Origin of the sequence: Methylocapsa acidiphila B2, from assembly GCF_000427445.1 — a bacterium.
Taxonomy (GTDB): domain Bacteria; phylum Pseudomonadota; class Alphaproteobacteria; order Rhizobiales; family Beijerinckiaceae; genus Methylocapsa; species Methylocapsa acidiphila.
The window spans coordinates 3,350,485-3,376,467 of the sequence record NZ_KE386496.1 but is presented as its reverse complement, the minus strand read 5'-3'; the positions used below and the strand labels follow the sequence as shown (position 1 = coordinate 3,376,467).

The 25,983-nt window shown below is 62.7% G+C and carries 25 protein-coding genes; 11 read left to right on the top strand and 14 right to left on the bottom strand.

Annotation, left to right across the window (positions count from 1 at the left end; all coding sequences use genetic code 11):
- Positions 1 to 164 precede the first annotated feature (164 nt).
- Positions 165 to 494, top strand: coding sequence for a hypothetical protein (locus METAC_RS25395; RefSeq protein ID WP_026608175.1), 330 nt, complete (start codon positions 165 to 167; stop codon positions 492 to 494).
- A 191-nt stretch (positions 495 to 685) separates the two neighbouring features.
- Here METAC_RS25395 and METAC_RS0118630 read toward each other — a convergent pair whose 3' ends face one another.
- Complete coding sequence (locus METAC_RS0118630) at positions 686 to 1,216, bottom strand: CreA family protein (protein WP_026608174.1); 531 nt, start codon at positions 1,214 to 1,216, stop codon at positions 686 to 688.
- 279 nt (positions 1,217 to 1,495) lie between these two features.
- Here METAC_RS0118630 and METAC_RS24510 point away from each other — a divergent pair, with 279 nt between their 5' ends.
- Positions 1,496 to 2,623 (top strand): DUF2865 domain-containing protein, encoded by a 1,128-nt coding sequence (locus METAC_RS24510; RefSeq protein ID WP_198017251.1) that lies wholly within the window; start codon positions 1,496 to 1,498, stop codon positions 2,621 to 2,623.
- On the opposite strand, the gene METAC_RS0118615 is transcribed toward METAC_RS24510, so the two are convergent.
- Positions 2,586 to 3,950, bottom strand: a complete 1,365-nt coding sequence (locus METAC_RS0118615; protein WP_026608172.1) for a glutamate--tRNA ligase — start codon at positions 3,948 to 3,950, stop codon at positions 2,586 to 2,588. The two genes, METAC_RS24510 and METAC_RS0118615, sit on opposite strands and share 38 nt — an antisense overlap.
- A gap of 407 nt (positions 3,951 to 4,357) precedes the next feature.
- Here METAC_RS0118615 and METAC_RS0118600 point away from each other — a divergent pair, with 407 nt between their 5' ends.
- Together METAC_RS0118600 and fghA are read left to right on the top strand one after the other, a co-directional pair.
- Positions 4,358 to 5,470 (top strand): S-(hydroxymethyl)glutathione dehydrogenase/class III alcohol dehydrogenase, encoded by a 1,113-nt coding sequence (locus tag METAC_RS0118600; protein WP_026608171.1) that lies wholly within the window; start codon positions 4,358 to 4,360, stop codon positions 5,468 to 5,470.
- Positions 5,470 to 6,312 (top strand): S-formylglutathione hydrolase, encoded by an 843-nt coding sequence (gene fghA / locus METAC_RS0118595; RefSeq protein WP_026608170.1) that lies wholly within the window; start codon positions 5,470 to 5,472, stop codon positions 6,310 to 6,312. Before METAC_RS0118600 ends, fghA begins: the two co-directional genes overlap by 1 nt.
- Positions 6,313 to 6,651: 339 nt before the next feature.
- Here fghA and METAC_RS24505 read toward each other — a convergent pair whose 3' ends face one another.
- From METAC_RS24505 to METAC_RS0118555, 7 genes are all read right to left on the bottom strand, one after another.
- Complete coding sequence (locus tag METAC_RS24505) at positions 6,652 to 8,406, bottom strand: NAD+ synthase (RefSeq protein WP_245257523.1); 1,755 nt, start codon at positions 8,404 to 8,406, stop codon at positions 6,652 to 6,654.
- Positions 8,407 to 8,411: 5 nt separating this feature from the next.
- A complete protein-coding gene (locus tag METAC_RS0118585; protein ID WP_026608169.1) occupies positions 8,412 to 9,215 on the bottom strand; it encodes a DODA-type extradiol aromatic ring-opening family dioxygenase in 804 nt (267 codons plus the stop codon).
- A 132-nt stretch (positions 9,216 to 9,347) separates the two neighbouring features.
- Positions 9,348 to 10,724, bottom strand: coding sequence for a class II 3-deoxy-7-phosphoheptulonate synthase (locus METAC_RS0118580; protein ID WP_036255714.1), 1,377 nt, complete (start codon positions 10,722 to 10,724; stop codon positions 9,348 to 9,350).
- A gap of 169 nt (positions 10,725 to 10,893) precedes the next feature.
- Positions 10,894 to 12,312: a glutathione-disulfide reductase gene (gene gor, locus METAC_RS0118575; RefSeq protein WP_026608167.1), complete on the bottom strand. Its 1,419-nt coding sequence runs from the start codon at positions 12,310 to 12,312 to the stop codon at positions 10,894 to 10,896.
- A gap of 188 nt (positions 12,313 to 12,500) precedes the next feature.
- Positions 12,501 to 13,067: a DUF2059 domain-containing protein gene (locus METAC_RS0118570; RefSeq protein WP_026608166.1), complete on the bottom strand. Its 567-nt coding sequence runs from the start codon at positions 13,065 to 13,067 to the stop codon at positions 12,501 to 12,503.
- A gap of 200 nt (positions 13,068 to 13,267) precedes the next feature.
- Positions 13,268 to 13,978 carry a ribose-5-phosphate isomerase RpiA gene (gene rpiA, locus METAC_RS0118560; protein ID WP_026608165.1) on the bottom strand — a complete coding sequence of 237 codons (711 nt, stop codon included), beginning with the start codon at positions 13,976 to 13,978 and terminating at the stop codon, positions 13,268 to 13,270.
- A 114-nt stretch (positions 13,979 to 14,092) separates the two neighbouring features.
- Positions 14,093 to 14,482 carry a hypothetical protein gene (locus tag METAC_RS0118555; protein ID WP_026608164.1) on the bottom strand — a complete coding sequence of 130 codons (390 nt, stop codon included), beginning with the start codon at positions 14,480 to 14,482 and terminating at the stop codon, positions 14,093 to 14,095.
- A 132-nt stretch (positions 14,483 to 14,614) separates the two neighbouring features.
- Between METAC_RS0118555 and METAC_RS0118550 the strand changes: the two genes are divergently transcribed.
- A complete protein-coding gene (locus tag METAC_RS0118550) occupies positions 14,615 to 15,301 on the top strand; it encodes an HAD-IA family hydrolase (RefSeq protein WP_026608163.1) in 687 nt (228 codons plus the stop codon).
- A gap of 32 nt (positions 15,302 to 15,333) precedes the next feature.
- On the opposite strand, the gene polX is transcribed toward METAC_RS0118550, so the two are convergent.
- Positions 15,334 to 17,049 carry a DNA polymerase/3'-5' exonuclease PolX gene (gene polX, locus METAC_RS0118545; RefSeq protein WP_026608162.1) on the bottom strand — a complete coding sequence of 572 codons (1,716 nt, stop codon included), beginning with the start codon at positions 17,047 to 17,049 and terminating at the stop codon, positions 15,334 to 15,336.
- Positions 17,050 to 17,254: 205 nt separating this feature from the next.
- On the opposite strand from polX, the gene METAC_RS0118540 reads away from it, so the two are divergent.
- From METAC_RS0118540 to METAC_RS0118530, 3 genes are all read left to right on the top strand, one after another.
- Entirely contained in the window at positions 17,255 to 17,692 is a 438-nt protein-coding gene (locus tag METAC_RS0118540; RefSeq protein WP_026608161.1) for a universal stress protein, read from the top strand.
- A gap of 85 nt (positions 17,693 to 17,777) precedes the next feature.
- Positions 17,778 to 18,431, top strand: a complete 654-nt coding sequence (locus METAC_RS0118535; RefSeq protein WP_026608160.1) for a dienelactone hydrolase family protein — start codon at positions 17,778 to 17,780, stop codon at positions 18,429 to 18,431.
- A 29-nt stretch (positions 18,432 to 18,460) separates the two neighbouring features.
- Complete coding sequence (locus METAC_RS0118530) at positions 18,461 to 19,159, top strand: phosphoribosyltransferase (RefSeq protein WP_026608159.1); 699 nt, start codon at positions 18,461 to 18,463, stop codon at positions 19,157 to 19,159.
- Between the two features lie 10 nt (positions 19,160 to 19,169).
- Here METAC_RS0118530 and METAC_RS0118525 read toward each other — a convergent pair whose 3' ends face one another.
- Positions 19,170 to 19,367: a hypothetical protein gene (locus METAC_RS0118525; protein WP_026608158.1), complete on the bottom strand. Its 198-nt coding sequence runs from the start codon at positions 19,365 to 19,367 to the stop codon at positions 19,170 to 19,172.
- A gap of 481 nt (positions 19,368 to 19,848) precedes the next feature.
- Here METAC_RS0118525 and METAC_RS0118515 point away from each other — a divergent pair, with 481 nt between their 5' ends.
- Complete coding sequence (locus METAC_RS0118515; RefSeq protein WP_026608157.1) at positions 19,849 to 20,826, top strand: ribose-phosphate diphosphokinase; 978 nt, start codon at positions 19,849 to 19,851, stop codon at positions 20,824 to 20,826.
- On the opposite strand, the gene METAC_RS24495 is transcribed toward METAC_RS0118515, so the two are convergent.
- The gene (locus METAC_RS24495; protein ID WP_036256802.1) at positions 20,798 to 21,832 is read right to left on the bottom strand and encodes a hypothetical protein; all 1,035 of its coding nucleotides are present in this window, start codon (positions 21,830 to 21,832) and stop codon (positions 20,798 to 20,800) included. The genes METAC_RS0118515 and METAC_RS24495 overlap by 29 nt on opposite strands.
- A 176-nt stretch (positions 21,833 to 22,008) precedes the next feature.
- Between METAC_RS24495 and METAC_RS26870 the strand changes: the two genes are divergently transcribed.
- Together METAC_RS26870 and METAC_RS24490 are read left to right on the top strand one after the other, a co-directional pair.
- Positions 22,009 to 22,521, top strand: a complete 513-nt coding sequence (locus METAC_RS26870) for a PAS domain-containing protein (RefSeq protein ID WP_026608156.1) — start codon at positions 22,009 to 22,011, stop codon at positions 22,519 to 22,521.
- A 258-nt stretch (positions 22,522 to 22,779) separates the two neighbouring features.
- Positions 22,780 to 23,910, top strand: coding sequence for a glycosyltransferase family 4 protein (locus tag METAC_RS24490; protein WP_156898276.1), 1,131 nt, complete (start codon positions 22,780 to 22,782; stop codon positions 23,908 to 23,910).
- 31 nt (positions 23,911 to 23,941) lie between these two features.
- Here METAC_RS24490 and METAC_RS0118495 read toward each other — a convergent pair whose 3' ends face one another.
- Together METAC_RS0118495 and METAC_RS24485 are read right to left on the bottom strand one after the other, a co-directional pair.
- A complete protein-coding gene (locus METAC_RS0118495) occupies positions 23,942 to 24,535 on the bottom strand; it encodes a hypothetical protein (protein ID WP_245257522.1) in 594 nt (197 codons plus the stop codon).
- A gap of 104 nt (positions 24,536 to 24,639) precedes the next feature.
- Entirely contained in the window at positions 24,640 to 25,647 is a 1,008-nt protein-coding gene (locus tag METAC_RS24485) for an AI-2E family transporter (protein WP_198017250.1), read from the bottom strand.
- Between the last annotated feature and the right edge of the window lie 336 nt (positions 25,648 to 25,983).

The following is a 25,983-nucleotide window of genomic DNA, read 5'->3' as shown; positions in this document are numbered from 1 at the left end:
CGGCGCGCGCCGATCAGTCTCGTCATAACGAAATTATGCGCGCTGAACGCTCGTCCCGTCAAGCGCTTCCCTCGGAAGCGGAGTGGTTCGCCTGAGTTAACGCTTTTTTCAAGCGCTTTCGACAGAGTCCCTTACGTCGCTTTCGTCCAACAGTCGAGTTCGCCATGTCGATATGTACCGCTGATCGCCGCAAGCTGTTTCGCATCGTGCTTTTCGTGATTGGCGGCGTGCTGACCGGCTTCGCTCTCGGCGTCTCGGCGCGGGCCGAGGAAAGCCATATTCTCATCATCCCGCCGGACGACGGCTATGGGTTGCACAACTGCCTGTCGGAAAAATCGGCCTGCGGCATGGTCGTCGCAGACGCCTGGTGCGAGGCGCATGGTCTCGCCGCCTCCAAGTCCTATGGCCCAGCCGAGAACATGGCCCAATCGATCGATGCGAACCGCGCGGCCGATATTCGGCCAGGCTCCTATCTCGTGGCCTGCGGCGAGTAGGCGACTGGCCGAGATCAGATTCTAAAATTGTTCGTAATCGGCGCGGCTCGGTTTTGAAAGGCCGTCTCGAACCACGAGGGCGTCAGCTTAAGCGCTCGCCTCACGCCGTCGAGACGACCATTTCATCCGAATTGGCTTCCTGAGGACGAGGCGAACGGAGTTTCCAAGCAATCTCCAACAGACAAAGTCGCTTAGCCTTTGGTCCAATCGGCGCATTTGGGCACGTCGGTTCCGCCCCAAGGCTCGACCGGGACCGTCGAGGTCGAGTTCTTCGGCGAGCCCTCGAAGAGTTTGTCCGTATAGACCATGTAAATCAGCACATTGCGCTTGACGTCGCAGCCGCGCACGATCTGCATCTTTTTGAAAAAGAAGGAGCGGCGCTCGGTGAAGACCACGTCTCCCTGTGAAAATTTTTCCTTGAACTTGATCGGCCCATATTGGCGGCAGGCCAGCGAGACGTCTGAAACCTCCTCGGCGACCCCGAACATGCCCGAAAGTCCGCCCTTTTCCGGCACGGTGAAATGGCAAGCGACCCCGTCCACGAGCGGATCGTCAATGCCATAGGTCGCCAATTTGTCGTTCGGGGTCAGGAGGTTGAAGACGGTCGACCTGCGCATGATCAGGTCAGGCTCGTCGGAAGCCGCGAGGGCGGATCTCGACGCGCCGATGACGACCAGAGCCGCGCACCCCATGACCAAAAAGCGATATTTTGAAAAGGACATTGGCGCTCTTCTTTCTGAATTTGCAGCGCAGATATGGTCAAACTCGAACCGGAATGAAAGGGATCCCCCCGCGCCTCCCCGAGATTTCGCGGCGAGGCCAAGACCGAAAAGCAGACTCCGGCTTTTCGATTCCGTTCTCGCTGAAAAAACTCGATTGCTTCCCCTGCCTTGGATTTTTTCTTCCAAAGGCGGCGTGATCTTGCGAACGAAATCCGCACATGGCCATGATAACACCACCATGGGATGACAAATCGGCGAAATGGCGCGAGAAGCATTGTCATGATCAATCTGCCCGAAGTTCGCCGCGCGGCCGCCAAGAGCGCTGGGCGACGCCCCGCCGGCTTTTGGATCGCGCTTGCGGCGGTCCTTTTCGGGCATGGCGAAGCTCTTGCTCAACCCATCGACTGCACAAGACTTTCCGCCGAGATTGCGGCCTTTGATCAGACTCATCCGGCGCGTCCCAGCCGCAGCGCAGGCGCCTCGCCGAAACTCAAGGCCGACCTCGACCGGACGATCGCCTATGCGCGCTCGCTCGGCTGCAACCGGCCGCAAGTTATCTTCGGCCCGCCCCTACCGGCCCCATGCCCAGGCCTCAACGCCCAAATCGGCCAAATGCAGGCAACAATCGCCCAGATTCAGGCCGCGCAATCGGCCCCCTCGCCCGAGAAACAAGCGTTGATCGCCCGCTACAACGCCTATTGCCGCGGCGGCGCCCAGGCCGCGGCGCAGCCGCAGGCCCAGCCGCGCAATTTCTTCGAGCAGCTTTTTGGCGGCGCTTTGCTACCCAATCGACCGCCCACGCAGGTTCCCGAGCCGTTCGACGAGCAGCCCCTGCCCGGCGAAGAACAGACGGCGCATGGCGGATCGCAGGCGGTCTGCGTGCGCAGTTGCGACGGCGGCTATTTTCCGCTTCCCTATTCGGCGCGCCATCCGGCGGACGAACTGAGCAATCTGTGCCAGGCCCTCTGCCCCAACGCCGACGTCAGCGTCTATACGCGCGCCCCATATAGCGAGATCAGCACGGCCGTCTCGATCGATAATGGCAGCGCCTATTCCGATTTGCCGAACGCCTTGAAGTTCCAGAGGAAATTCGAGCCGTCCTGCACCTGCAAGCCGCCGGACGAATCCTGGGCGCAGGCGCTCGCCGGCGCGGAGCGCCTCATCGGCCCGGATCACCGAGGCGACGTGATCGTCACCGAGGAAAAATCGGCGGAACTCTCCGCGCCCACAGCCGAGGGCAAGAAGCGGTCGAAGCAAGGCCCAGCGCCTGCGCCCGCCTCAACGAATGATCCGGACAAAACCGCGCCGGCGGGCGCCGCGCCGGATAAGGATCAAGATCAATTCCAGGTCGTCGTCGGCCCGGACGGAATCAGGCGACGCGTCCGGAGAGTCGGGCCGACGCTTTGACCTTGCCGATGAGCGGCAGGAGGACGGCGAGCTCCGGCCCCGTCTCCTGTCCGGTCAGGGCGAGGCGCAGCGGATGAAACAAGGCCCTTCCCTTGCGGCCGGTCTGATCTTTTAAGACCTTCGTCCAAGCCGCCCAGCTCTTCTCGTCCCAAGGCTCCTCGGGAAGGACATTGCGCGCCTGCTCGAGAAATTCGGCGTCCTCGGCGACCGGCTGGATTTCGCCATCGACCACGCGCCACCAATCGACGACATCGAGAAAACTGGCGAGATTCCCCCGCACGGCGAGCCAGAAAGCGCCCGCCTTATAGCCGGCAATGTCATGCGCCGCGAGCCGGTCGCGCACCGCCTCGAAGCTCAAGCCGTGCAAGGTGCGCGCGGAGAGGTTCGCAAGCTCCGCTGGATCGAAGCGGGTCTGCGTGCGGGATATCTGGCCGAGGTCGAGCGCGGCAGCGAGTTCGTCGAGGCTGGCCACGGGATGCAGCGCGACCGCCGAGCCGATCAGGACCGCGGCGGCGGCGACGGCGAGCGATTCCAAGCCCTGCTCGCGCAAGCTGCCGATCGAGAGCGCGCCCGTGCGTTTCGACAGGCCTTCGCCGCTCGCGGAAGACAAGAGATTGTGATGCGCGAAATTCGGGACCGCGCCGGCGCCGCCGCGATGGGCGATCAGAGCCTCGAAGAGCTGGATTTGCACGGCCGTATTGGTCACATGATCTTCGCCGCGGATGATCAGATTGACCCTGCGGTCGAGATCGTCGACGACCGACGGCAATGTGTAGAGATAGCTGCCGTCCTCGCGCAAAAGCACCGGATCCGAGAGGGAGGCGGAGTCGATATGGCTCTCGCCGCGCACCAGATCGTTCCAGCGGACCGTCTTATGCTCGAGCTTGAACCTCCAATGCGGCTTGCGGCCCTCCGCTTCGAGCCGGGCGCGATCCGCGGCGGAAAGCTCGAGAGCGGCCCGGTCATAAACCGGCGGCTGGCCGCGCGCCTGCTGGCGCTTGCGCTTGCGCTCGAGCTCTTCGGCGGTCTCGTAACAGGGGTACAGCCTTCCGGCGGCGCGAAGCGCCTCGGCGGCGGCATGGTAAAGCGCGATCCGCTCCGATTGACGAAAAATGGCGTTCGGCGCGACGCCAAGCCAGGCGAGATCGACCTCGATCGCCTGCGCATATTCCTCCCGCGAGCGTTCCAGATCGGTGTCGTCGAAACGCAAGATGAATTCGCCGCGATGCTTTTTGGCGTAAAGGAAGTTCAAAAGCGCCGTCCGCGCATTGCCAATATGAATATGGCCCGTCGGCGAGGGGGCGAAACGGACGATGGGGTGGGGCATTCTCATTCCTGACAATGGCGCAGCGCGCGCCGGTCGGCCGGCGGAGGCAAAGCGTTGAGATAGGGCTTCTCGGCCTCCGGCTCAAGGAAGCCCGCGCGAGTCGCGATCCAGTTTGAATTTAGGCTTTCGACCTTTCGGGGAAATGCAGCTCAGCGGAAATTCAACCCAGAGCTTTCGACGACTGAAATTAAAGCGAAGCGGACGGTCAATTTTGGCGCCGTAACGCCACTGAAGGCTGAAAAGACGCCGCCACCGAGCCTATTGCCGCTCACGCCAAGGCGCGCTAAGTCGTTCCGCGCGAACGCCGTAGCAAGTTTTCGTCGCATGGATCTCGCCCTTTTCCATGCGACCCCGCGCGGACATGCGCCAAGAAATCCGAGATCCGATCTCGCCGGAGGCAGATAATCATGAAAACGCGCGCAGCCGTCGCCTTTGAAGCTAAGAAACCGCTCGAGATCGTCGAACTCGACCTTGATGGACCCCGTGAAGGCGAAGTTTTGGTCGAGATCAAGGCGACTGGGATCTGCCATACCGACGCCTACACTCTGTCGGGGCTTGATTCGGAGGGGATTTTCCCAAGCGTGCTTGGCCATGAGGGCGCGGGCGTCGTCGTCGACGTGGGGCCGGGCGTCACCTCGCTGAAGAAGGGCGACCACGTCATTCCGCTCTATACGCCGGAATGCCGCGAGTGCGAATATTGCCTCTCCCAAAAGACCAATCTCTGTCAGAAGATTCGCGCAACGCAGGGCAAGGGCCTGATGCCGGACGGCACGTCGCGGTTCAGCTATAAAGGCAAGCCCATCTACCACTACATGGGCACTTCGACCTTCTCGAACTATATTGTGGCGCCGGAAATCGCGCTTGCGAAAATCCGCGAAGACGCTCCATTCGACAAAGTCTGTTATATCGGCTGCGGCGTCACGACGGGCGTCGGCGCGGTCATTTGGACGGCGCGGGCGGAGGTCGGTTGCCGCGCTGTGGTCTTTGGCCTCGGCGGCATAGGCCTCAATGTGATTCAAGGCCTTCGGCTCATCGGAGCCGACCAGATTGTCGGCGTCGACATCAACGACTCGAAGAAGGCCATCGCGGAGAAGTTCGGCATGACGGACTTCGTCAATCCGAAGGAGCTCGGCGGCAAGGACATCGTCCCTTATCTCGTCGATCTCACCAAGGGCGGGGCAGATTATACGTTCGATTGCACCGGCAATGTCACTGTGATGCGTCAGGCGCTCGAATGTTGCCACAAGGGGTGGGGACAGAGCATCATCATCGGCGTCGCGGCCGCCGGCGCCGAAATCCAGACGCGGCCCTTCCAGCTCGTCACCGGACGCGTCTGGAAGGGTTCAGCCTTCGGCGGAGCCCGCGGGCGCACCGACGTGCCGCGCATCGTCGATTGGTATATGGACGGCAAAATCAATATCGACGATCTCATCACCCATAAGTTGCCGCTCGACAAGATTAACGAAGGTTTCGACTTGATGCACGAAGGCAAGTCGATCCGCGCCGTGGTGGAGTTCTGATGTCCGCGCCCGTTGAGATCAGCCGGCATCGCTGCTTTGGCGGCGAGGTTGGATTCTATCGCCATTCCTCGAAAGAGATTGGCGGCGACATGCGCTTCTCGGTCTTTGTTCCGGAAGGGCTCGGCGACCGCAAGGCGCCTGCGCTTCTTTATCTCGCCGGACTGACCTGCACCGAGGAAACCTTCATCGTGAAGGCGGGCGCGCAGCAGCACGCGGCGAAGGTCGGCTATGTGCTGGTCGCGTCGGATACCTCGCCGCGCGATCGCCGCTATCCGGGCGACGACGCGAGCTGGGATTTCGGGCAGGGCGCCGGCTTCTATCTCGACGCCACGGCCGAGCCCTGGCGCGAGGCTTATCGGATGGGCTCCTATGTCGCGAGCGAATTGCCATCCTATATTGAAGCGCATTTCCCCGTTGATCCGGCGCGGTGGGGGATATTCGGCCATTCGATGGGCGGCCATGGCGCTCTCGTCACAGCCTTGAGAAATCCAGACAAATTCCATTCCGTCTCGGCTTTCGCGCCGATCGTCGCGCCTTCCTCATGTCCCTGGGGCGAGAAAGCTTTCTCGAACTATCTCGGTTCCGATCGCAAAGCCTGGGCGGAATGGGATGCGACGGCGCTCATCGAGTCCGGCCGCCGCTTGGCGCCGATCTTGATCGACCAAGGCCTGAAGGACCAATTCCTCGAGCGCGAATTGCATCCGCATCTCTTCGAGGCCGCTTGCGCGAAAGCCGGGCAGAAGCTGACGCTGCGCCGTCATGAAGGCTACGATCACGGCTATTATTTCATTTCCACTTTCGTGGCCGACCATATTGCGCATCACAAGGCGATCCTCGGTTGAGGCGATAGAAATCGCACGGGGCGCTGTGCCGCCAATTCGGGATCGCGCGGTTTTCTGCCCACAACCGGCGCCAGACCGGAAATATGCTACTTTCATCTCGCGGGCGCTCGTAGGCGTCCCTCGGCGCTTTACGAAGGGCGCTGGCCGCAGATCATGAGCGTCAGCCTCTTTCGGAATGCCTCCTTCTGATCGAAAATAGTCATTCGTCGGTTCGAGGGCGAAGGGCTGGCTTTAGCGCGCTGGCTTCATCCCGGCGGCTTGAGCGGGCGACCACCTCCCCCAATCGCTAAAACTGCGCTGAGCCACAACCATCCGCGCTCATGACCGACGCCGGCTGCTTCAGCCTTCGCCACGTTCTTGACCAACCGGAGCGCCCGCCCCCGCCGTCGGCGCCACAGACCCCGAATCGCGAAACCTGTTGACGATCGGATAGCGCCGGTCGCGGCCGAAATTCTTCTTCGTCACCTTCACGCCGGGCGCCGATTGGCGGCGCTTATATTCGGCGAGATAAAGCAGCCTCTCGACCTTTTTCACCGTCTCGACATCATGGCCCAATGCCACAAGTTCAGAGACGCGCATCTCCTTCTCGACCAGCCCTTCGAGAATGGCGTCAAGCAACTCATAAGGCGGCAGCGAGTCCTGGTCTTTTTGGTTCTCGCGCAGCTCGGCGGAGGGCGGCTTCACGATGATATTTCGGGGAATCACCTCTCCGTCGGGGCCTTGCGCGCCCTCCGGCTTCCAGCGGTTGCGCAGCGCGGCAAGGCGAAAAACCTCCATCTTGTAGAGGTCCTTGATCGGGTTGAACCCGCCGTTCATATCGCCATAGATGGTCGCATAGCCGACCGACATTTCCGACTTGTTGCCGGTCGTGACCAGCATCGACCCAAACTTATTCGAGACCGACATCAGCGCCGTGCCGCGAATGCGGCTCTGGATATTTTCCTCCGTCACTCCGGGCGACGTTCCCTTGAAAATGGGATCGAGGATCTTTTCGAATCCTTCCATTGCGGGCGCGATCGGCAGAATATCGTAGCGGACGCCGAGCGCGCGCGCGCAGGCCTCCGCATCCGCCAGGGACTCGCTCGAGGTGTAGCGATAGGGCAGCATGAGGCAATGAACGCGCGAGGCTCCCAGCGCATCGACGGCGATCGCCGCGCAAAGCGCCGAGTCGATCCCGCCCGAGAGCCCCATGACGACGCCGGGAAAACCGTTCTTCTCGACATAGTCGCGAAGGCCGAGCACACAGGCCGCGTAATCGGCCTCGTCATCCTCCGCAATCTTGAATTTCGGCCCCTCGACGCAAACAAAGCCGTTCGCGCCCCGCTCCCACACGGTCTTGGCGACCATGGACGCGAAGGCCGGGAGTTGAACGGCGAGCGAGCAATCGGCATTGAGCGCGAAGGAGGCGCCGTCGAACACGAGCTCGTCCTGACCGCCGAACTGGTTCAGATAGACGAGCGGCAATCCGCTCTCGACAACGCGGGCTGCGGCGATGGAGAGCCGCTCGTCCGTCTTGCCGCGCCAATAGGGCGAACCATTGGGAACGAGCAGAATTTCGCCGCCTGTTTCGGCGATGCATTCGACCGGGTCCGGCCCCCAAATATCCTCGCAGATTGGAATGCCGATGCGCACACCCTTGAAGACGATCGGCCCCGGCATCAGGCCCGGCTTGAACACGCGCTTTTCGTCGAAGACGCCGTAATTCGGCAAATCGACCTTGAAGCGCATCGCCTCGATCCGCCCATTGGCGAGAAGCGCATAGGCGTTGTAGCAGTCCTTGTCCTTGCCCCAAGGCAGGCCGACGAGAATGGCCGGGCCGCCGTCGGCGGTCTCGGCCGCGATCTCCTCGCAGGCGGCGCGGCAGGCTTCCTGAAAGGCGGGCTTCAGGACGAGGTCTTCCGGCGGATAGCCGCTGATGAAAAGCTCGGAGAACATCAAAAGGTCGGCGCCGAAGCCGGCCGCCTCGGCCCGCGCGGCGCGTATGCGGGCGAGATTGCCGGCGATGTCGCCGACCGTGCAATTGACCTGGGCGAGCCCGATGACGAGACGGTTCGCGGGACCGCCGGGCTCAGGCCCTTGGGGCTGCGTCGTCACCGGGTTCATTCGAAGAGATAGGCGTCCATCGCCATGGCGCCATATTGGACCGAATGATGCGCCCGCGCGCCCTTGGCGCCTTCTCCCGCCGCCCCGAAAGCGAAGGCGAAGGGCAGGAAATGCTCCTCGGTCGGATGGTTTTCCCGCGCATGCGGGGCGAGGCTGCGGTAATCGGCGATCTCGTCTATCGCGCCGGCTTCCGCCTTGGTCAGGATCCAATCCTCGAAATCCTGAACCCAGTCGAGAACCGGCGCATCGACTACGCGTCCGCCCTGGAGCACTTCTTTGAGATTGTGGGTCAGGCTGCCGGAGCCGATGATCAGCACGCCATGCTTGCGCAAGGGCGCAAGCGCACGGCCGAGCGCGATATGATGGCCAGCGCCCTGATCGGGCTGGACCGCCATCTGCACGACGGGAATATCGGCCTCGGGAAAGATCAGCTTCAGCGGAACCCAGACGCCGTGATCGAGGCCGCGGCCAACGATCTCCTGCGCCGGAAAGCCCGATTGCTCGATGAGATCAGCGGCGATGGTCGCAAGCCCCGGCAGGCCCGGCGCGGGATAGTCGATCTTATAGAGCTCCTCCTCGAAGCCTTTGAAATCATAGATGAGCCCTGGCTTTTCATCGGCGCAGACCGAGGGAACCGCCATTTCGAAATGGGCTGAGGCGACGAGGATCGCCTGCGGCCGGCCAAGGCCGCGATCGACGAGCGTCTGGCAGAAGCCCGCAAGGAAGTCGCGCGCTGGACTCTCATGCAGCAAAAGATTCGGCGCGCCATGCGAGACGAAAAGCGTGGGAAAGGTCGTCATGAATTCCGGGCCCTGGCCTAGAGCCTATGTCGACAGGATTGAATCAATCCGATCGACATAGGCTCAACCATTAAATCTCAAGCGATTTCTTAATCGATCGCATGAGTCCATGCGATCAGAAAGCGCTCTAGCCTATTCGGCGGCGGCGGCCGCGCTGCGGCCGATGCGCTCGGCCTTTAAAAGCTCGGCGACGAGGAATGCGACCTCGATCGCCTGCTCGGCGTTGAGCCGCGGATCGCAATAGGTGTGATAGCGATCATGCAGATCGGCCTCGGAAATCGCCCGCGCGCCGCCGATGCATTCGGTGACGTTCTTGCCGGTCATTTCGAGATGCACGCCGCCGGCATAGCTGCCTTCGGCCTGGTGCACGGCGAAGAAGGTGCGGATCTCGCTCATAATCTTGTCGAAAGGCCGCGTCTTGAAGCCGGACGCCGCCTTCACCGTATTGCCATGCATCGGATCGCAGGACCAGACGATGCTGCACCCTTCCCGCTCAACGGCGCGGATGAGGCCGGGGAGATGCGCGGCCGCCTTCTCGGCGCCGAAACGGCAGATCAGGGTGAGCCGGCCGGGCTCATTGGCGGGGTTCAAAATGTCGATGAGCTTCAACAGCTCGTCGGGGGCGAGGCTCGGCCCGCATTTCAGGCCGATCGGATTTTTCACGCCGCGCGCATATTCGATGTGAGCGTGATCCGGCTGGCGGGTGCGGTCGCCGATCCAGATCATATGGCCGGAGGTCGCATAAGGCTCGCCAGTGGTCGAATCGACTCGGGTCAGCGCCTCCTCATAGCCGAGCAGCAAGGCCTCATGGGAGGTGTAGAAATCTGTCTTACGCAGCTCCGGATGCGATTCCGGGTCGAGCCCGATCGCGCGCATGAAGCCGAGGGTCTCGGTGATGCGGTCGGCGAGTTCCTGATAACGGGCCGATTGCGGGCTGTCCTTGACGAAGCCGAGCATCCAGCCATGCGCGTTCTCCAGATTGGCGTAGCCGCCGGAGGCGAAGGCGCGGATGAGATTCAAGGTCGCGGCCGACTGCCGATAGGCGTCGAGCTGCCGGCCGGGCGCGGGCTCGCGCGCCGCGGCGTCGAAGGCGATGTCGTTGATGATGTCGCCGCGATAGCTCGGAAGCTCCAGATCGCCAATTTTTTCCATCGGCGCCGAACGCGGCTTGGCGAATTGGCCGGCAATGCGGCCGACCTTCACGACCGGAAGCGCGGCCGCGAAAGTCGCCACGACCGACATTTGCAGGAAGACGCGAAAGAAATCGCGAATATTGTCGGCCGAATGCTCGGCGAAGCTCTCGGCGCAATCGCCGCCCTGGAGCAGAAAGGCCTCGCCTTTGGCAACCTTGCCGAGCATGGTCTTGAGTTCGCGCGCCTCGCCGGCGAAGACGAGGGGCGGAAATCCAGCAAGCTGGCGCTCGACGTCAGCCAGCGCCGCGCGATCGGCGTAAACCGGCGTTTGCTCGATCGGCTTGCTTCTCCAGCTCGCGGGCGACCAAGGGTCCATAGGCATAGGTTCAGATCTCCCTGGAACGCACCCCTCCAGGGCGCGAACAACTGCGGCGGTTTTGGCGGCGTTTGTCGGCGCAGGCCAAACTCGCGGCTCAAAGCCTCATTTTCCGACCCGCCTTATATAGGGTTTTCGGAAATAGCGATATTTCTGAGCGATTTCCCGCTCAGGGATCGGCGAGAGCCGCCCCCGGCCCTCCCTCGCCGATCGCCTCGCGCTGGTAGCGGGCCGTGCGCGTCCGCATGGTGACGAGTTCCTCGGCGGAGGTCGGATGGACGGCCATGGTCGCGTCGAAATCGGCCTTTTTGGCGCCGAGATTGACCGCGATCCCCAAAAGCTGCGCCATTTCGCCAGCGTCGTCGCCGAGAACATGGACGCCGAGCACGCGGTCGGTCAGCCCATCGACGACGATCTTCATCAGGGTCTTGTCCGCGCGCCCCGACAGCGTCGCCTTCAGCGGCCGAAAGCTCGCCTCGTAAATATCGACGCAATCACAGGCCTCCCGCGCCTCCGCCTCGGTGAGGCCGACGGTTCCAAGTTCCGGCGTGGTGAAGACGGCGGTCGGAATATTGGCGTGCGACACGGCGGTCGGCTTGCCGCCGAAGACCGTGTCGGCGAAGGCGTGTCCCTCGCGGATCGCGACGGGCGTCAAAGCGACCCGATTGGTCACGTCCCCGACGGCGTAGATAGATTCGACATTGGATTTCGAGAAGGCGTCGACCTCGACGGCGCCGACCCTGTCCAGCGCGACGCCCGCCTTCTCGAGACCGAGCCCATGCGTGTGCGGCCTGCGGCCGGTCGCGATCATCACCTGATCGGCCTCAATGAACTCGCCCTTGGTCAAGGAGACGCCGAAGCCCTTGTCGTTCTTCTCTATGCCCATCGGCAGCATGCCGAATTTGAAATCGACGCCAGCGTGGCGGAGCGCGTCGCGCACGCCGACGCGCATGTCTTCGTCGAAGCCGCGCAGCACATTGTCGCCGCGCAAAGCCAGAGTGACCTTGGTTCCGAGCCGGGCGAAGATGGAGGCGAACTCGACGGCTATATAGCCGCCGCCTACGATCACGAGGCGCTTGGGCAATTCGGCGAGATCGAAAATCTCGTTCGAGGTGATGGCGTGCTCGCGGCCGGGAACGTCGGGCTCAAGGACCGGCGCCCCGCCCGTCGCCACGAGAATATATCGCGCGCGCATCAAGCGGTCCTCGGCGACGATGCGCACCGTATGCGGATCGAGCACCTCCGCCCGGCTGTCGAGGATCGCGACGCCCGCCTTGTCGAGATTGGCCCGGTAGATGGCGGAAAGACGGGAGATTTCCTTCTCTTTCGCGGCGACGAGCTTCGCCCAGTCGAATTGGGGCGGCGAGAGGCTCCAGCCGAAGCCTGCGGCGTCGACGAAATCATCGGCGAAGCGGCTCGCATAGACCATGAGCTTCTTCGGCACGCAGCCGCGAATGACGCAAGTGCCGCCGACGCGAAACTCCTCGGCGACCACCACCTTCGCGCCATAGCCGGCGGCGATCCGCGCCGCGCGAACACCGCCGGATCCCGCGCCGATCACGAAAAGATCAACGTCAAAATCGGACACGGCTGCGCCTCCCTCGCCCGCCGCGCCGAAAATCGACGCCGCTGCGCTCTGTATGAATCATCAGGAACAAGTCGCCGGAACGCGCCTCGCATCGGCGCGGCGCCGTCGCGAGAGGCCGCAGCCACGAGGACAAACCAAGCAAGACTGATGCGAAGCGGCGATGGAGAGGCCGGCGGCGGTCCGCCCGATCAGATCTCGTGGCCCTTCGCCTTCATCGCGGCTCGGACTCGCGTCATCATATTGGTCGAGATCTTGCCTTGCCAAGCCTGCATCGAGGCGACGACGTCGCTCAGGAACGCCGGCTGCGTGTCGACATATTGCTTGCCGGCGGCGCTTTCGAAAAAGCTCACCGCCGCCTTCAAGTCCTGCTCGCTCATGCGCTTCGTGTAGATGTCCGCCGCGAGATCGATCATTTCATCGGCCTGCTTGTCGAATTCGGGCTTCAGATCGGTCAGCACGGCGTTGAGATCGCGGATCAGCTCTGGCCGCGTTTGCGTGAGCGAGGTCGCGATCTGATCCATGAATTGCGGAATGACGACGATGAAAGAGCGTGACATGCCGGAGGCGACGACGAGCCGCCGCGCGAGCGCGAGCTGAGCAGGGCTCGGGGCCGGCTGCGCCGCGGCGCCTTGCGCCGGGTTTGGGGGCGCAGGCTGCTGCGCTGAGGCTGCCAAGGCGCCCGGGAGCAGGAGCGCCAGCGCGAGGACGAGACGAAGGGCTGGCCGCGATCTGCGATTCTCAAAGCTCGTGCGCAAGCGAAGAACTCCCTTTTTGCAGCCTAAGGCATATTCTCGTCGATCAGATTGAACAAATCTGATCGACGAGAATATGCGCCAGTTTTTGAAGTTGGAGCGATTTCTTATCAACCGAATGAACCCATTCGGTCGATAAGCGCTCTTGCGCGAGAAAAGACTCGCAAAAGGCGAAAACCCAACCGAACCTCGGACCCGAGCAGTCATTCGAGCTCACCGAAAATTTCAAGGCCGTCAGGCCCAGCGCAGATCACCGCCTTGGCGACGCCGATGAACAACCCATGCTCGACCACGCCAGGAATGGCGGAAAGGTGCGCCGCCAGCTGATCCGGCTGCGGAATCGCGCCGAGAAAACAATCGACGATAAAATGCCCATTATCGCTGACGAAAGGATGGCCGCTCGGATTTTTGCGCAGACGGACCTCGCCGAAGCAGCCGCTGGATTCGGCTGCCGCTAGGATCATGCGCCTCGTGACCTCGAGGCCGAAGACATTGACCTCGACCGGCAGCGGAAATTTGCCGAGCGTCGCCACAGCTTTCGACGAATCCGTGATCACGATCATGCGCCGCGAAGCCATGGCGACAATCTTTTCGCGCAAATGCGCGCCGCCGCCGCCCTTGATCAAGCGCAATTGCGGATCGAACTCGTCGGCGCCGTCGACGGTCAGGTCAAGCTCCGGCGTGGCGTCGATCGTCGAAAGCGGGATCGAGAACAGCTCGGCCTGAGTCCGCGTGCGTTCCGACGTGGGGACGCAAACGACCTCAAGCCCCCCCGCGACGCGCGCGCCGAGCTGCTCGACGAAATGCGCCGCCGTCGTCCCCGTGCCGAGCCCGAGGCGCATGCCCGGCCTCACGAGCTCAAGCGCCCTGGCGGCGGCCAGGCGCTTCGCGTCATCCGGATTAAGGGCGGCCATGAAGCGCTCGCGTGAGTTTAGAAGCCGGAAATATTCCGCAGAGGGGGGTTAGTCCTTTGCGGCCGCCCGCGTCAACCCTACCGCAACGCTTCGGATCACGCGACACGGCGAGGCTCACCGCGCCTGAGGCGTGCAGACGACGGCGTCGTTCAGGACATAGCAGACCGACATCATGCCGGTGCGCAAATCGACCCGGAAGACGCCGCTCTCGCCCACATGGCGGGATGAAACAAGAGAATACTCGCTCGGCGCCTGCGGTCCCGCGCCCTCGCCCGGCGGATAGCACAGCGTGACGCCGACCGAGCCCTCCTTCAACCCATATTGGCAGGCGCCGATTTCGCCCGTCGCCCGATCGAGACGATAGACGCGGTTGAGATCGGTCGCGGGGCAGGCGAGAAACTCGTAATTCGCCGCAAACGCGCCCTGCGCCATGCCGATAGTCGCGGCGAGCGCGACGAAATAGCGACGCGCCGCCGCGCTGAGGAAACGCAAGACCCCCATCATGTCAGCTCCCCGATAAACGATTCTCGGGCGACGAATCGGATATTCGCTTATAAGCCGCGGCGCGAAGAGCCGCCATGGGAAAGGCTGTGGCGCGCCTTGACCATCTCCGTGACGCATCTTAAATGTTGTGCAATGCAGCAAGACGCCTCCATTCAACCTCTCCTCGTTTTCGATCTCGACGGCACGCTCGCCGACACGGCCTGCGATCTCGTGGCGACCTTGAACGCCATCCTCGCGGGCGAAGGCCTGTCTGGCCTCGGCTTCGACGAGGCCAGGGCCATGGTCGGCGCCGGAGCGCGGACCCTGATTCAGCGCGGCCTTGCGGCGCATGGCGTGAAAGTGAGCGACTCCCGCCTCGACCAGCTGTTCGAGGCCTTTCTCGCCCATTACGAGCAGCATATCGCCGACGCGACCGTCCTCTTTCCGGGCGTCGCCGAAGCGCTCGATCGGTTCGAGGCGGCGGGCTGGGCCTTCGCCGTCTGCACCAACAAGATCGAATATCCCTCGGTTCTGCTGCTGAGCGCGCTCGGCGTCGCCGATCGGTTCCGGGCGATCTGCGGCAAGAACACATTCGCGGTGAGCAAGCCCGACGGCGGCGCCTTGCTCAAGACGATCGAGCGCGCGGGCGGCGACCGAAGCCGCGCCGTCATGGTGGGCGATTCCAAGACCGACATAGACACGGCGCGCAACGCCAATGTCCCGGTCGTGGCCGTCGATTTCGGCTATACGGACAAGCCAATCGGACTCTTCGCGCCCGACCGGATCATCAGCCATTACGACGAGCTTTGGGAGGCTGTCGAGGCGTTGCGGGTGGCGTAGCCCCCCATCGCTACAAATCCGTCGAATGCCCGCTACCGCGCGAGCAGCTTCTTCACTTCTGGCAGCGGCCGCGTATTGATCACATCGCTAGGCTCGAGCCAGCCGCGCCGCGCCTGATCGACGCCGTAGCGCATATCATCCAATTCGGCCGTGGAACGGGCGTCGGTCGAGATCGCGACCTTGACGCCCATCGCCTTCGCCGCCTGCGCGTGGAGATCGCCGAGGTCCGGCCGATCCAACCGCGCGCACAGCTCCAGATGGCAGCCGCGCTCATGCGCCGCCAAGATCACGCGCTCCATATCCACCTCGCAGGGCGCGCGCGCGCCGATCAGCCGGCTGGTCGGATGAGCGAGAATTGAGACATGTCGATTATCCATCGCGCGAATGATCCGCTCGGTCTGCCGTTCGCGCGAAAGATCGAATTTGGAGCGGACCGCGGCGATGACGAGATCGAGCCGCGACAGGATCTTGTCGGGAAGGTCGAGTCGGCCGTCGGCGAGAATATCGACCTCGACGCCTTTGAGCGCGGCGATCCTGCTCGACTGCGCATTGATCCGATCGATCTCGTCGATCCGGCGGAGGAGTCTTTCTGCGGCCGATCCATGTCCAAACCCGCGACGCCGGCTGTGGTCGGTCAGGCAAACATAGGAATAGCCGCGCGCCGCCGCCGCGGCGACCATGTCGGCGATGGGCGCGTCGCCGTCGCCCCAGTTCGAGCGGATATGAAGGTCGCCCCTAATGTCCGAGAGGGACACGAGATGGGGCAACATGTTCATCCCGGCGAGCGCGATTTCGCCGCGATCCTCGCGCAGCTCGGGCGGCGTGAAGGCGAGCCCGAGGCTGGCGTAGATCTCCTCCTCGGTCGCGCCGGCGATGCGCCGCTCGCCGTGGAAGAGCCCATGCTCGTTGAGCTTCAATCCACGCTCCAGCGCGCGGTTGCGCAGGGCGACATTATGCGCCTTGGAACCCGTCAGATAGAGCAAGGCCGCGCCGTAGCTCTCCTCGGCTGTGACGCGAAGATCGACCCGTAGTCCCGAGCGTAGAACGACCGTCGCCCGCTTCGCGCCGCGGGTTGAAACATGCGCGACGTTTTCATAAGCCGCGAGCCTGTTCCCGACGCGCGAGGCTTGAGCGGAAGTCATGAGGATGTCCAAATCTCCCACGCTCTCGCGGCGGCGGCGAAAGCTGCCCGCCACGAGAGCGCGGCCTTGCTCCAAATCGCTCCGAAGCCAGTCGATGAGCGCCATCGCCTCGGCCTCCGCGTCACGGAGCTTGAAACGCTTCTCCACAACTGGCTTGTCGAGCGCGCCGAGGATCGCCTGCTCGAGCTTGGGCCCGAAGCCGCGCAGCTTGCGCAAGCGTCCGGAACTGACGACGCGGCGCAGATCTTCGATCGAGCCGACGCCGAGCTTCTCATGGATGAGTTTCGCGCGCTTCGGCCCGAGCCCCCGAATCGCTGCGATCGCGGCCAACTCCGCGGAAGCGGCGTTTTTGAGCCGCTCCAAAAGATCGAATTTTCCCGTCGCCACGATCGCAGCGATCTCGCCGGCGAGGCGCTTCCCGATTCCGGGCAGCTGCGAAAGATCCACCCCGGCTTTCAGCATGGTCTCGGCGCTCGTCGGCAAGCCTTCGACGGCTCGCGCGGCGCGACGATAGGCGCGGCTCTGAACCGGATCGGCGCCCCCGATCTCGAGAAGTTCCGCCGCCTGGTCCAACATCGCGGCGATCTCGGCGTTATGAACCGGCATCGCCCTCACTCTCTCGTCTGCGGACGATGTTGGACATTTAGTCCTGCATCTCGCCGATCGGCCGAAGCCTGTCACGGCTCGGAGCGGCGATCCTTGAGCTAGATCAGACGCGTTGGACGCGATCTTGATTTGAGGGAAATCAAAGCCGCATCGAGGCAAGGGCGTATGTGAGGGCGGAGAGCAAATCCACCGGAGAAGCGGCCGCATGTACAAGCATATTCTCATCCCTACCGATGGCTCCGAACTCTCCAAATCAGCCATACAACATGGCGTCGCCCTGGCCAAGGCGACCAAGGCCAAGGTCACGAGCCTGACGGTCATCACGCCGGGCCAGCTCTTCGCGCTCGAGCCCGAGATCGTTTCGGAAACGATGGACGACTACAGGAAGCATTTGGTGAGCTTCGCGACCAAATGCCTCGACCAGGTCAAGGCCGAGGCCTTGGCGCAAGACGTCAGTTGCGACGTCATGTATGTCGAGAACGATCATCCCTATCAGGCGATCATCGACGCCGCGACCAACCAACATTGCGACCTCATCGTCATGGCGTCGCACGGCCGGCGCGGCCTCTCCGCCGTCGTTCTCGGCAGCGAGACCGTGAAGGTGCTCACCCACAGCACCGTCCCGGTTCTGGTCTATCGCTAGCCATGATGATTTTGGATCGAGATGCGGACAGATAACGCGAGTTCCGAGTCCGTTCCTCTCCCCACCGCCCCAAACAGGAGCGACGATGCATCGGGCGGTCGAAGCTCAAAAAATCGTCATTCCGCCGGTCGAGCTCATCGGCGACTTGCGCGTTCCCTTAGACGCCAAGGCGCTTGTCGTCTTCGCGCATGGCAGCGGCTCGAGTAGGCTCAGCCGACGCAATAGGGCGGTCGCCGAGGCGCTGAACGATCGAGGGATCGCGACGCTCTTGTTTGATCTCCTCACCGAGGCGGAAGAGGCCGATCGGGCGAATGTGTTCGATATTCCGCTTCTGGCCGAACGCGTCGCTTCCGCCGTCGACTGGGTCGCCCGCGAGCCGATCACCCGAATGTTGCGCATCGGGCTCTTTGGAGCCAGCACGGGCGCGGCGGCCGCGCTTGTCGCCGCAGCGCGGCTCGGCGATCGAGTGGGCGCGATCGTCTCGCGCGGCGGACGTCCCGATCTCGCCGGCGCCGCGCTCGATCATATCCGCACGCCGACGCTTCTGATCGTGGGCGGCGCCGACGACGTCGTCATCGAGCTCAACGCACAGGCCTTTGCTCGGCTCAAGGGACCAAAAGCGTTGGAAATCGTGCCCGGCGCGACCCATCTCTTTCCCGAGCCCGGCGCGCTCGAATCCGTGATCGATCACGCCGCGGAATGGTTCCAGCGCCACCTCATCGCGACGCCGTCGCCTTGATTCATCGGGTTGGAGCGAGCGAGGCGCAGATGAGTTTCAGGGATCGATCGGACGCGGGGCGGCGATTGGCTGCGCGGCTCGCGAAATTCAAGGATCAGCGCCCCATTATCCTCGCTTTGCCGCGCGGCGGCGCGCCGGTCGCCGCTGAGGTCGCCGCCGCGCTTCACGCCCCGCTCGACCTTATCCTCGTGCGCAAGATCGGCGCGCCTTCGCAACCCGAATTGGCCATGGGCGCCATCGTAGACGGCCGCGCGCCGATCATTGTCCGGAACGAGGACGTGATCCGCATCGCCGGAGTCGGCGAGGCGGAGTTTGAAGCGGTCTGCGCAGAGGAACTCGCCGAGATCGAACGGCGCCGCCAGCGCTATATCGGCGCGCGCGAGAGAGCCGAAATCGAGGGACGGCTTGTCATCATCATCGACGATGGAGTAGCGACCGGCGCGACGACCCGCGCCGCGCTTCAGGCCATTCGCGCGCGGCGACCGCGCAAGCTGGTGCTCGCTGTGCCCGTCGCGCCGACGGAAGCACTGCCCACGCTGCGCGACGAAGCCGATGTGGTCGTCTGCCTCGAGGATCACGAGATCTTCGGCGCGATCGGCTATTTCTATGACGATTTCCGCCAGACGACGGATCAGGAAGTCATCGACATTCTGGCGCGCTTCCCGGCCGGCTCTGACGAAGCAGACGGCGAGCCGATGAATGGGCCACATCCGTCGGAGCCGATGTGAAGGGAACGCATTATTCCTCGAAGGCCGGGGTCGCCGGATCCTCCTCCTGGCCGCCCTCGATTGGCTCGTTCTCCTCGGCCGGAACTTCCGCCTCGATCTCGACCGGCTCGGACTCGATCAACTTCGCGTCCTCGTCGACGCTTTCGTTATAGGACAAATGCTTGCTCCTCGACTTCGGTCCAATCACAAGGGTGAATTGCTGGCTCATACGACCCTCCCCGCGCAATTATCCGCAGTGCTCATGTCGATGGCTCTCCCGCCCTTCGTTTCAGCTCGGCCAAAACCTGTGAAAGCCCTTCGGCGTAAAGGCCATTGCATCTTCGAGCTCGGGCCGCTCAGCAAAGGCGGCAAACATCCGCCTACATAGACCGACTCTTCGCGCGGCGGCCAATCGCGCAGCGCATGCAAGGCGGCGATCAAATCTGCATAGGTCCTATTGCGATTCCGCCAACCAAGCCAAAGGGCAAGATCATCCACACAATTCGTCGTATCGCGCACGACGTCGTCTAGCTCTTGCAAAGATCGCATCGCCGCGTCCATGTTCGCTGGCGCCGAGCCATATTGGACGATGGGCCTTGAAAAATCCTTGCGACAGATCAAGCCGCCGGAAAGACTCGGGCAAGAGCGTCGCGCGCGTCGACTTGATCGAAATCAATCGAGCCTTGTCGGGGCCGAAATAGGTATCAGTGATGCAGCTCTTCGCCCTCAACGCCACAAAGACCTTCGGCGAAAAGATCGCCGCAGCGCTCCGGGTCAAGCTGAGCGCGCATGAAGAGCGCGAGTTCGAGGACGGGGAGCACAAGGCGCGGCCGCTCGTCAGCGTGCGCGGGGAGGATGTCTACATTGTCCAAAGCCTGCATGGCGGCCCCGACCAATCGCCCAATGACAAGCTCTGCCGGCTTCTATTCTTTCTTGCGACCATGAAAGAGAATGGCGCGGCGCGAGTCACGGCGGTCATTCCCTATCTCGCCTATAGCCGCAAGGATCGGCAGACAAAGCCGCGCGATCCGGTGACCACCCGATATGTCGCGCAAATCCTCGAAGCCGTCGACGCCGACCGCATCATCACGCTCGACGCCCATAATGTCGTCGCGTTCCAGAACGCCTTTCGCTGCGAGACGATCCATCTCGACACGCAACGGCTGTTCGCCGAACGCGCCTTTGCGCTCGTCGGCGGCGCGCCCGTCGTCGTGGCCTCGCCGGACCCGGGCGGCGTGAAGCGGGCGCAGCTCTTTCGCGAAACGCTGGAGCGCCTGCTCGGCAGGCCGGTCGGCGGGGCTTTCATGGAAAAGCGCCGCAGCGCCGGCGTCATCACCGGCAATCTCCTCGTCGGAGATGTGGCCGGCGCTGCGGCGCTCGTCGTCGACGATCTGATAGCCAGCGGCGCCACTATGGCGCGCGCGGCGCAAGCCCTTCACGACGCGGGCGCTGCGGCGATCTATGCTTTCGCCGCCCACGGGCTCTTCACCGGCGAGGCCGCGACCGCATTGCAAGATCCGCATCTCGCCAAGATCTTCATCACCGACACTGTGCCGCCGTTCCGGCTCGAAAAAGGGGTGGTCGATTCCCACGTCGAGATCATCAGCGCCGCGCCGCTTTTCGCCGAAGCCATACTGGCGCTCCACGAAGGCAATTCGATCAACTCCGTGCTGCAAGGTCTGGCGTGACTCGCTCAGGCGCCGCGCGCTCGAGATAGCGCCGCGCCAGCGGCAACCATTTTTCCGGCTTGCGCCGGTCATGCTCCAGAATATGGATGAGCGACAGCCGCGCGCGCAGGCAAGCGCGATAGGCTCGATAGAAAGCGATGATCTCAGGCGACGGCGCGTCGCCCGACCGCTCGCGATAGACGTCGAGGAGGAGAGGCGCGATCCAATCCGCGCCGAGCAGGCTACATTCGAGTCCCAGATAGGTCAGCTCGTCGACCGGATCGACAAGCCTCATTCGCCGATTGAACTCGAGGCAATCAATCAACATAGGAGGGTCGCCGAGGCAGACATGCTCAGGCCTCAGATCGCCATGCCCCTCGACGATCCTGCGGCTTTCGACGCGGGCTTTCAAAAGCTCGTTGCCGTCTCGCAACATATGCTCGACAAACCGCAGGATCTCGGCGACGCGAGCGCCGTCGAGGTCGAATTGCGGCGCAGTCAGAACCGCCTTGTTTTGCGCATGCTCTTCGAGAAAATTCGCGACATAGGCGTCCGGCGCGATATCGGCGGGCTCAGCGCGCTTGTAGAATTCGGCGAGCCGCTCGGCGACCGACGTGGCCTCGATCCGGCCGACAACGCCGGCTTCGATCGCGCTGTCGAGCATGCGATCGCGCGGAAGACGACGCATGACCACCAGCCAGTCGATCGGCAGCCCCTCCCCATCGATCGAGAGTCGGCCTGCGGCGCTTCGCGTCAATGGCGCAACGCCGAGATAGACGTCTTCAGCGAACCGGCGGTTGAGCCGCAGTTCCTCGCGGCAATCCTTTTCGCGCGCGTCGAGGGTGGTGAAGTCGAGGAAAGACGCGCGGACAGGCTTTTTGAGCTTATAGGCGCGATCGCCGGCCAGGAAGACCCATGACATATGCGTCTCCTTCGTTGCAACCTCCGGCGGCTGCGGGCGATAGGACGCCGGGCTCGCGAGGAATGCGACCTTCTCCTCCAGAGTGGTCTCCGGCGGCGCCGTCACGCTCGATCGAATCCCCAAGCGAAGACGCAAACGTTTGGGCGGAGGCGCGCCTTCCTTTCCCCCGGAAGTCGCGAGACGCCTTGAGGCAAATCAAGGTGAGAGATTTTCAACGCCCTCATTGTGACGATCGCCTCTTTCGAAATGGACGCCGGCGTCCGCACAATTGGAGACGCGACATGACCATGCTCGCTCCACCGCCGCCGCATTTGGCGCGCCTGTTCAGCCGGCTCGACTCCGCCGACGCCAGCGATCCCGTCCTGCAGCTCGCGCTTCAGTTCTGGCGGGACAAGCGCGACGGACGGGTCATGCCGCAGGCGGAAGAGCTCGCTGCGAACCCCGACATGATCGCGCCTCATGTCTTCATGTTCCGTCGCGTCGGCGACGCGCGCGAATGGGAAGCAACCGGCGCCGGACCGGAAGCCGCATTTATACTCGGCATGACGGCGCCAGACAAAAGACTTTCGAAATTGCTGGCGCCTCGCCTCGCCGCGCGCCTCAGGCGCCTGCTTGAGGCCGTCGCCGAGACGGCCGAACCCTTGGCCGCGGCATTCGAGTTCCGCGTCAAGCCGGGCCGGCGCCAATGGATCGAATTTCTCGCCGCTCCTATTTCGAGCGACGGCCGCCGCGTCGACGGCGTCTATGGAGGCGTGGTCGCGCGCCTGGAGCGGGCCAACCCAGCGGACCGTTGAGTTTCGCGAAACCTATCGCGCCGCTCTTGTCGCGGCTGCCTTGTCGCAATGCAGGCTTGAAAAATCTGCGCGCCGGAGTCGCCAAGCCGCAATCGAACATGCCAATCAGACGAAATCGATGCGATTGACAATAAGACGCTTCAGATTTTGATGTAAAAGCACTTCTTGTCGGCCAAATGGTTCCATTCGGCTAGAAACGCTTGGCTCTGGCGCTATAGCTGGCTCGCAGGCGCGCGGCCGGCGGCGGAGAGAAACGACATGCGGGTCGCCCTGATCGCCACTGCTTCATTCGACTATTGCGTCGAATATGCCGAAATGCTGACAGAGTCTTGCGAGGTCTTGCTTTGCGCGCCCGAAAAAAGCGTCGCCGGCCGATCCTTCGTCGACCCTCGCGTCGAGATCGCGCCCTTTCATTGGCCGCGCCATAGATCGCCGGGCAATATCATCCTCATCTACAAGCTGCTCGCCCGCATCAGGGCCTGGCGCCCGGACATCGTCCATTTTCTCGGCGAGAACAACATCTGGCTGAACCTGTTGCCGCCGCTGCTGCGCGGCGTTCTCGGCGTCCCGGTCGCAACCACGGTCCACGACATCGATTATCACCCAGGCGACAGCGAATCGCGCCGCGTGCCGCGCCTGTTCATCGACAGGTTCATCCGTCAGGCCGACGCCGTCATCGTGCATGGCGAGACATTGCGCGCGGCGGCTCTCGACAAGCTGCCCGTACGGCGCGACCGCTTGTTCGTGTTCCCGCATCCGCCCCTGAATTATTACGCGCGGCTCGCGGCGCAGCGCAAAATGACCAAGACGAAGGACGGATCTTTCCGCATTCTCTTTTTCGGCCGGATCTACGAGTATAAGGGGCTGAAATATCTCCTCGAAGCCGCGCAATTGGCGCTGCCGCGCCTCCCTTCTCTGCGCATCGTCGTCGCCGGGCGCGGCGACGATCTCACAAATGAGAGCTTGCGCATTCCGGAGACGGAGAATTTCGACTTGCGCAATAGGTTCATCCCCGATGAGGAACTGGCCCAACTCCTGACGGACGCCGACGTCGTCGCGCTTCCCTATATCGAGGCCTCGCAAAGCGGCGTGCTGATGGCGGCGCTGGCCTTCGGCCTACCGGTAATCGCAACCGACGTCGGCGAGATCGCGGAGCTCGTGCGGACGACAGGCGCCGGGTTGATCGTCCCGCCGCGCGACGGCGCTGCGCTCGCCGACGCCATTTTAGAACTCGGCGCCAATGAACCCCTGCGACTCGCTCTGGCGGCGAAGGCCGCGAAGGCGCTGCAGGAAACCTACTCGAGCGCTACGCTGGCGGCGAAGGCGATGGACATTTATCAGGCGATCCTCGCCGCCCATGCAGCGCCTTCCGCGCAGCGTCCAGCTTGAAGCCAGGAACGGTGGTTTGTCGTTCCAGCGTTCAACTCGTCTCGGGCGACCGCGCGACTCTCTTGCGCGGCCAAAAAGCGACGGCGAGTCCAATTACGAGCGAAGCCGCCAGAACGAGGAAAAGGGCAGCCTGCTTGAGCCAGGCGATCGCCGGAACGGAGACGGCCATGGCGAGACCCAGAAAGCACATTTGCACGGATAGAAGATTGACCCCGGCGAGAAAGGTCGCCAGCGCCAGCAGCATCAAGAGCACGAGGCTCGCGCCCGGCTGAGGCAATAATTTTTGCACGCCTGGCAAAAGGACGATGTTCATCGTGATCAGGAAGGTCGCCCAATGGGCCGCTTGCGTCCCTATGAGCCTTACCCGTGCGCGCCGGTCCTCGGTTTTGGGCCATGCGTTGACGACGCAGACGACGCCGATCGCCACCGCCAGGAACTCCCAATAGCCGACGAGCGGCTTGCCTGAAATATTCGTGTAGGCGACGCCGAAAATGGCGAGAACCAGCACGGTCAAAAACGGCAGGGCCTGGCGCAACAGGCCGCCTTTGCCGGAAGACGCCGGAGGCTCGATCAAGTCTTGCGGCAATGTCGGATCACGCATCGAAGGACCATCCAGTACAGCCATTTTCCAACTCGGCTAAATTCTTCTTAGAAAACTAGCGCGCCGATCGTCGGCGTCAATGATGCGCCCGACTCGACGCGGCCCCGCACATAGCTTCGTTGTTGACCTCAGGCGCCGCCCGTCTCTGTCGATGGAGGCGCTGAAGCGGCCTCGGCCGTCGACATGAGGTCCGCGATCCAACGCGTCGAAGGATTCTGCTGCCATATTGTGAACAGCGCGATTGTCACCGGAAGTCCTATGAAGGCTCCGGGCATGCCCCATAGAAAATCCCAGATCAGGAACGCCAACAGCATCACGAAGGGCGAGATTGCAAGCGCATTGCCGGTCAAAATCGGCTCCAGATAGCTGCCGATGATAAATTGGATCAGATACAGCGCTCCAAAGATGAACAAGGCCATCTGCCAGGATTCGAATTGGGCGGTCGCGAATATCACCGGCAGGATGACGGCGACCAAAGGCCCGACATAAGGAATGTAGTTCAGCACAAAAGAGATGACGCCCCAGGCGAGCGCCAGCTCGAGCCCGACCGACAAAGTGAACAGAAACACCGCCACGCCGGTAGCGACGCTCGCCAGGGTGCGTATGAGCATATATTTGCGAATTTTTTCGGCGATCCGCTCGCAGGTCGCCAACAGGCTCCAGCCGGTGATTTTCTTATCGATCGCGATGAGCTTCAGCCGGAAATCGTCCATCTCGGCGAGGCCGAAGGCCAAAAACAAGATAACGACCAGAGCAAAGCCGAGAAGGTAATTGACATAGCCCGCGACGGTCTTGAGCAGGCTGGAGACGGAAAAGGAATTCAGCCCCTCCAAATCGCCGACAAAGAGGTCGCGCTCCTGCAGCCATTGCATCATGCGGACATAAAGCGCCTGTAGCCGGTCCACATTCGCCAAGCCCCAATGGACAATATCGCCGATGCTCCAGACAACCGCGCCGACGAGAATAGAAAGAACAAGAAAGGTCAAAAGAATGCTGAGCGTGAGCGCGATCCCCTTGCCGAAGCGGCCCTCGGCCTTTTTGCGGATCGGTTCGACAAGAGCCATCGAGAACAGCACGAAGGCGACAGGCTCGAACACGATGCGGCCGAAATAAAGAGTGGCGGAAACAAGAACCACGCCGAAAACGCCTATGATAAAGCGATTTCGCGCCGAGTCTGTCACAATTCTTACGATCGCTTGATCACCGCTCATCCTTCGCCCCCTGCTCTCGATTTTCCGAAGCCTGAGAGCATTTGCGCCGCCGCGCGCGCCCACATCCGGTCTTCGAACCGCAATATTCTTGCCAGGGCGCTCGCCGAGCTGATCGAGTCCAAGCGCCTAATGTCATCCCACCATATTCTCGCGCTGCCGTCGCGCGCAAAATAGGACAGAATTACATACGCGCACAATTGTGAACACCCTTCGGCGTCGTTAGTGTATCATGCGCGGCGACGATCGCATTTCCGTTTGCGA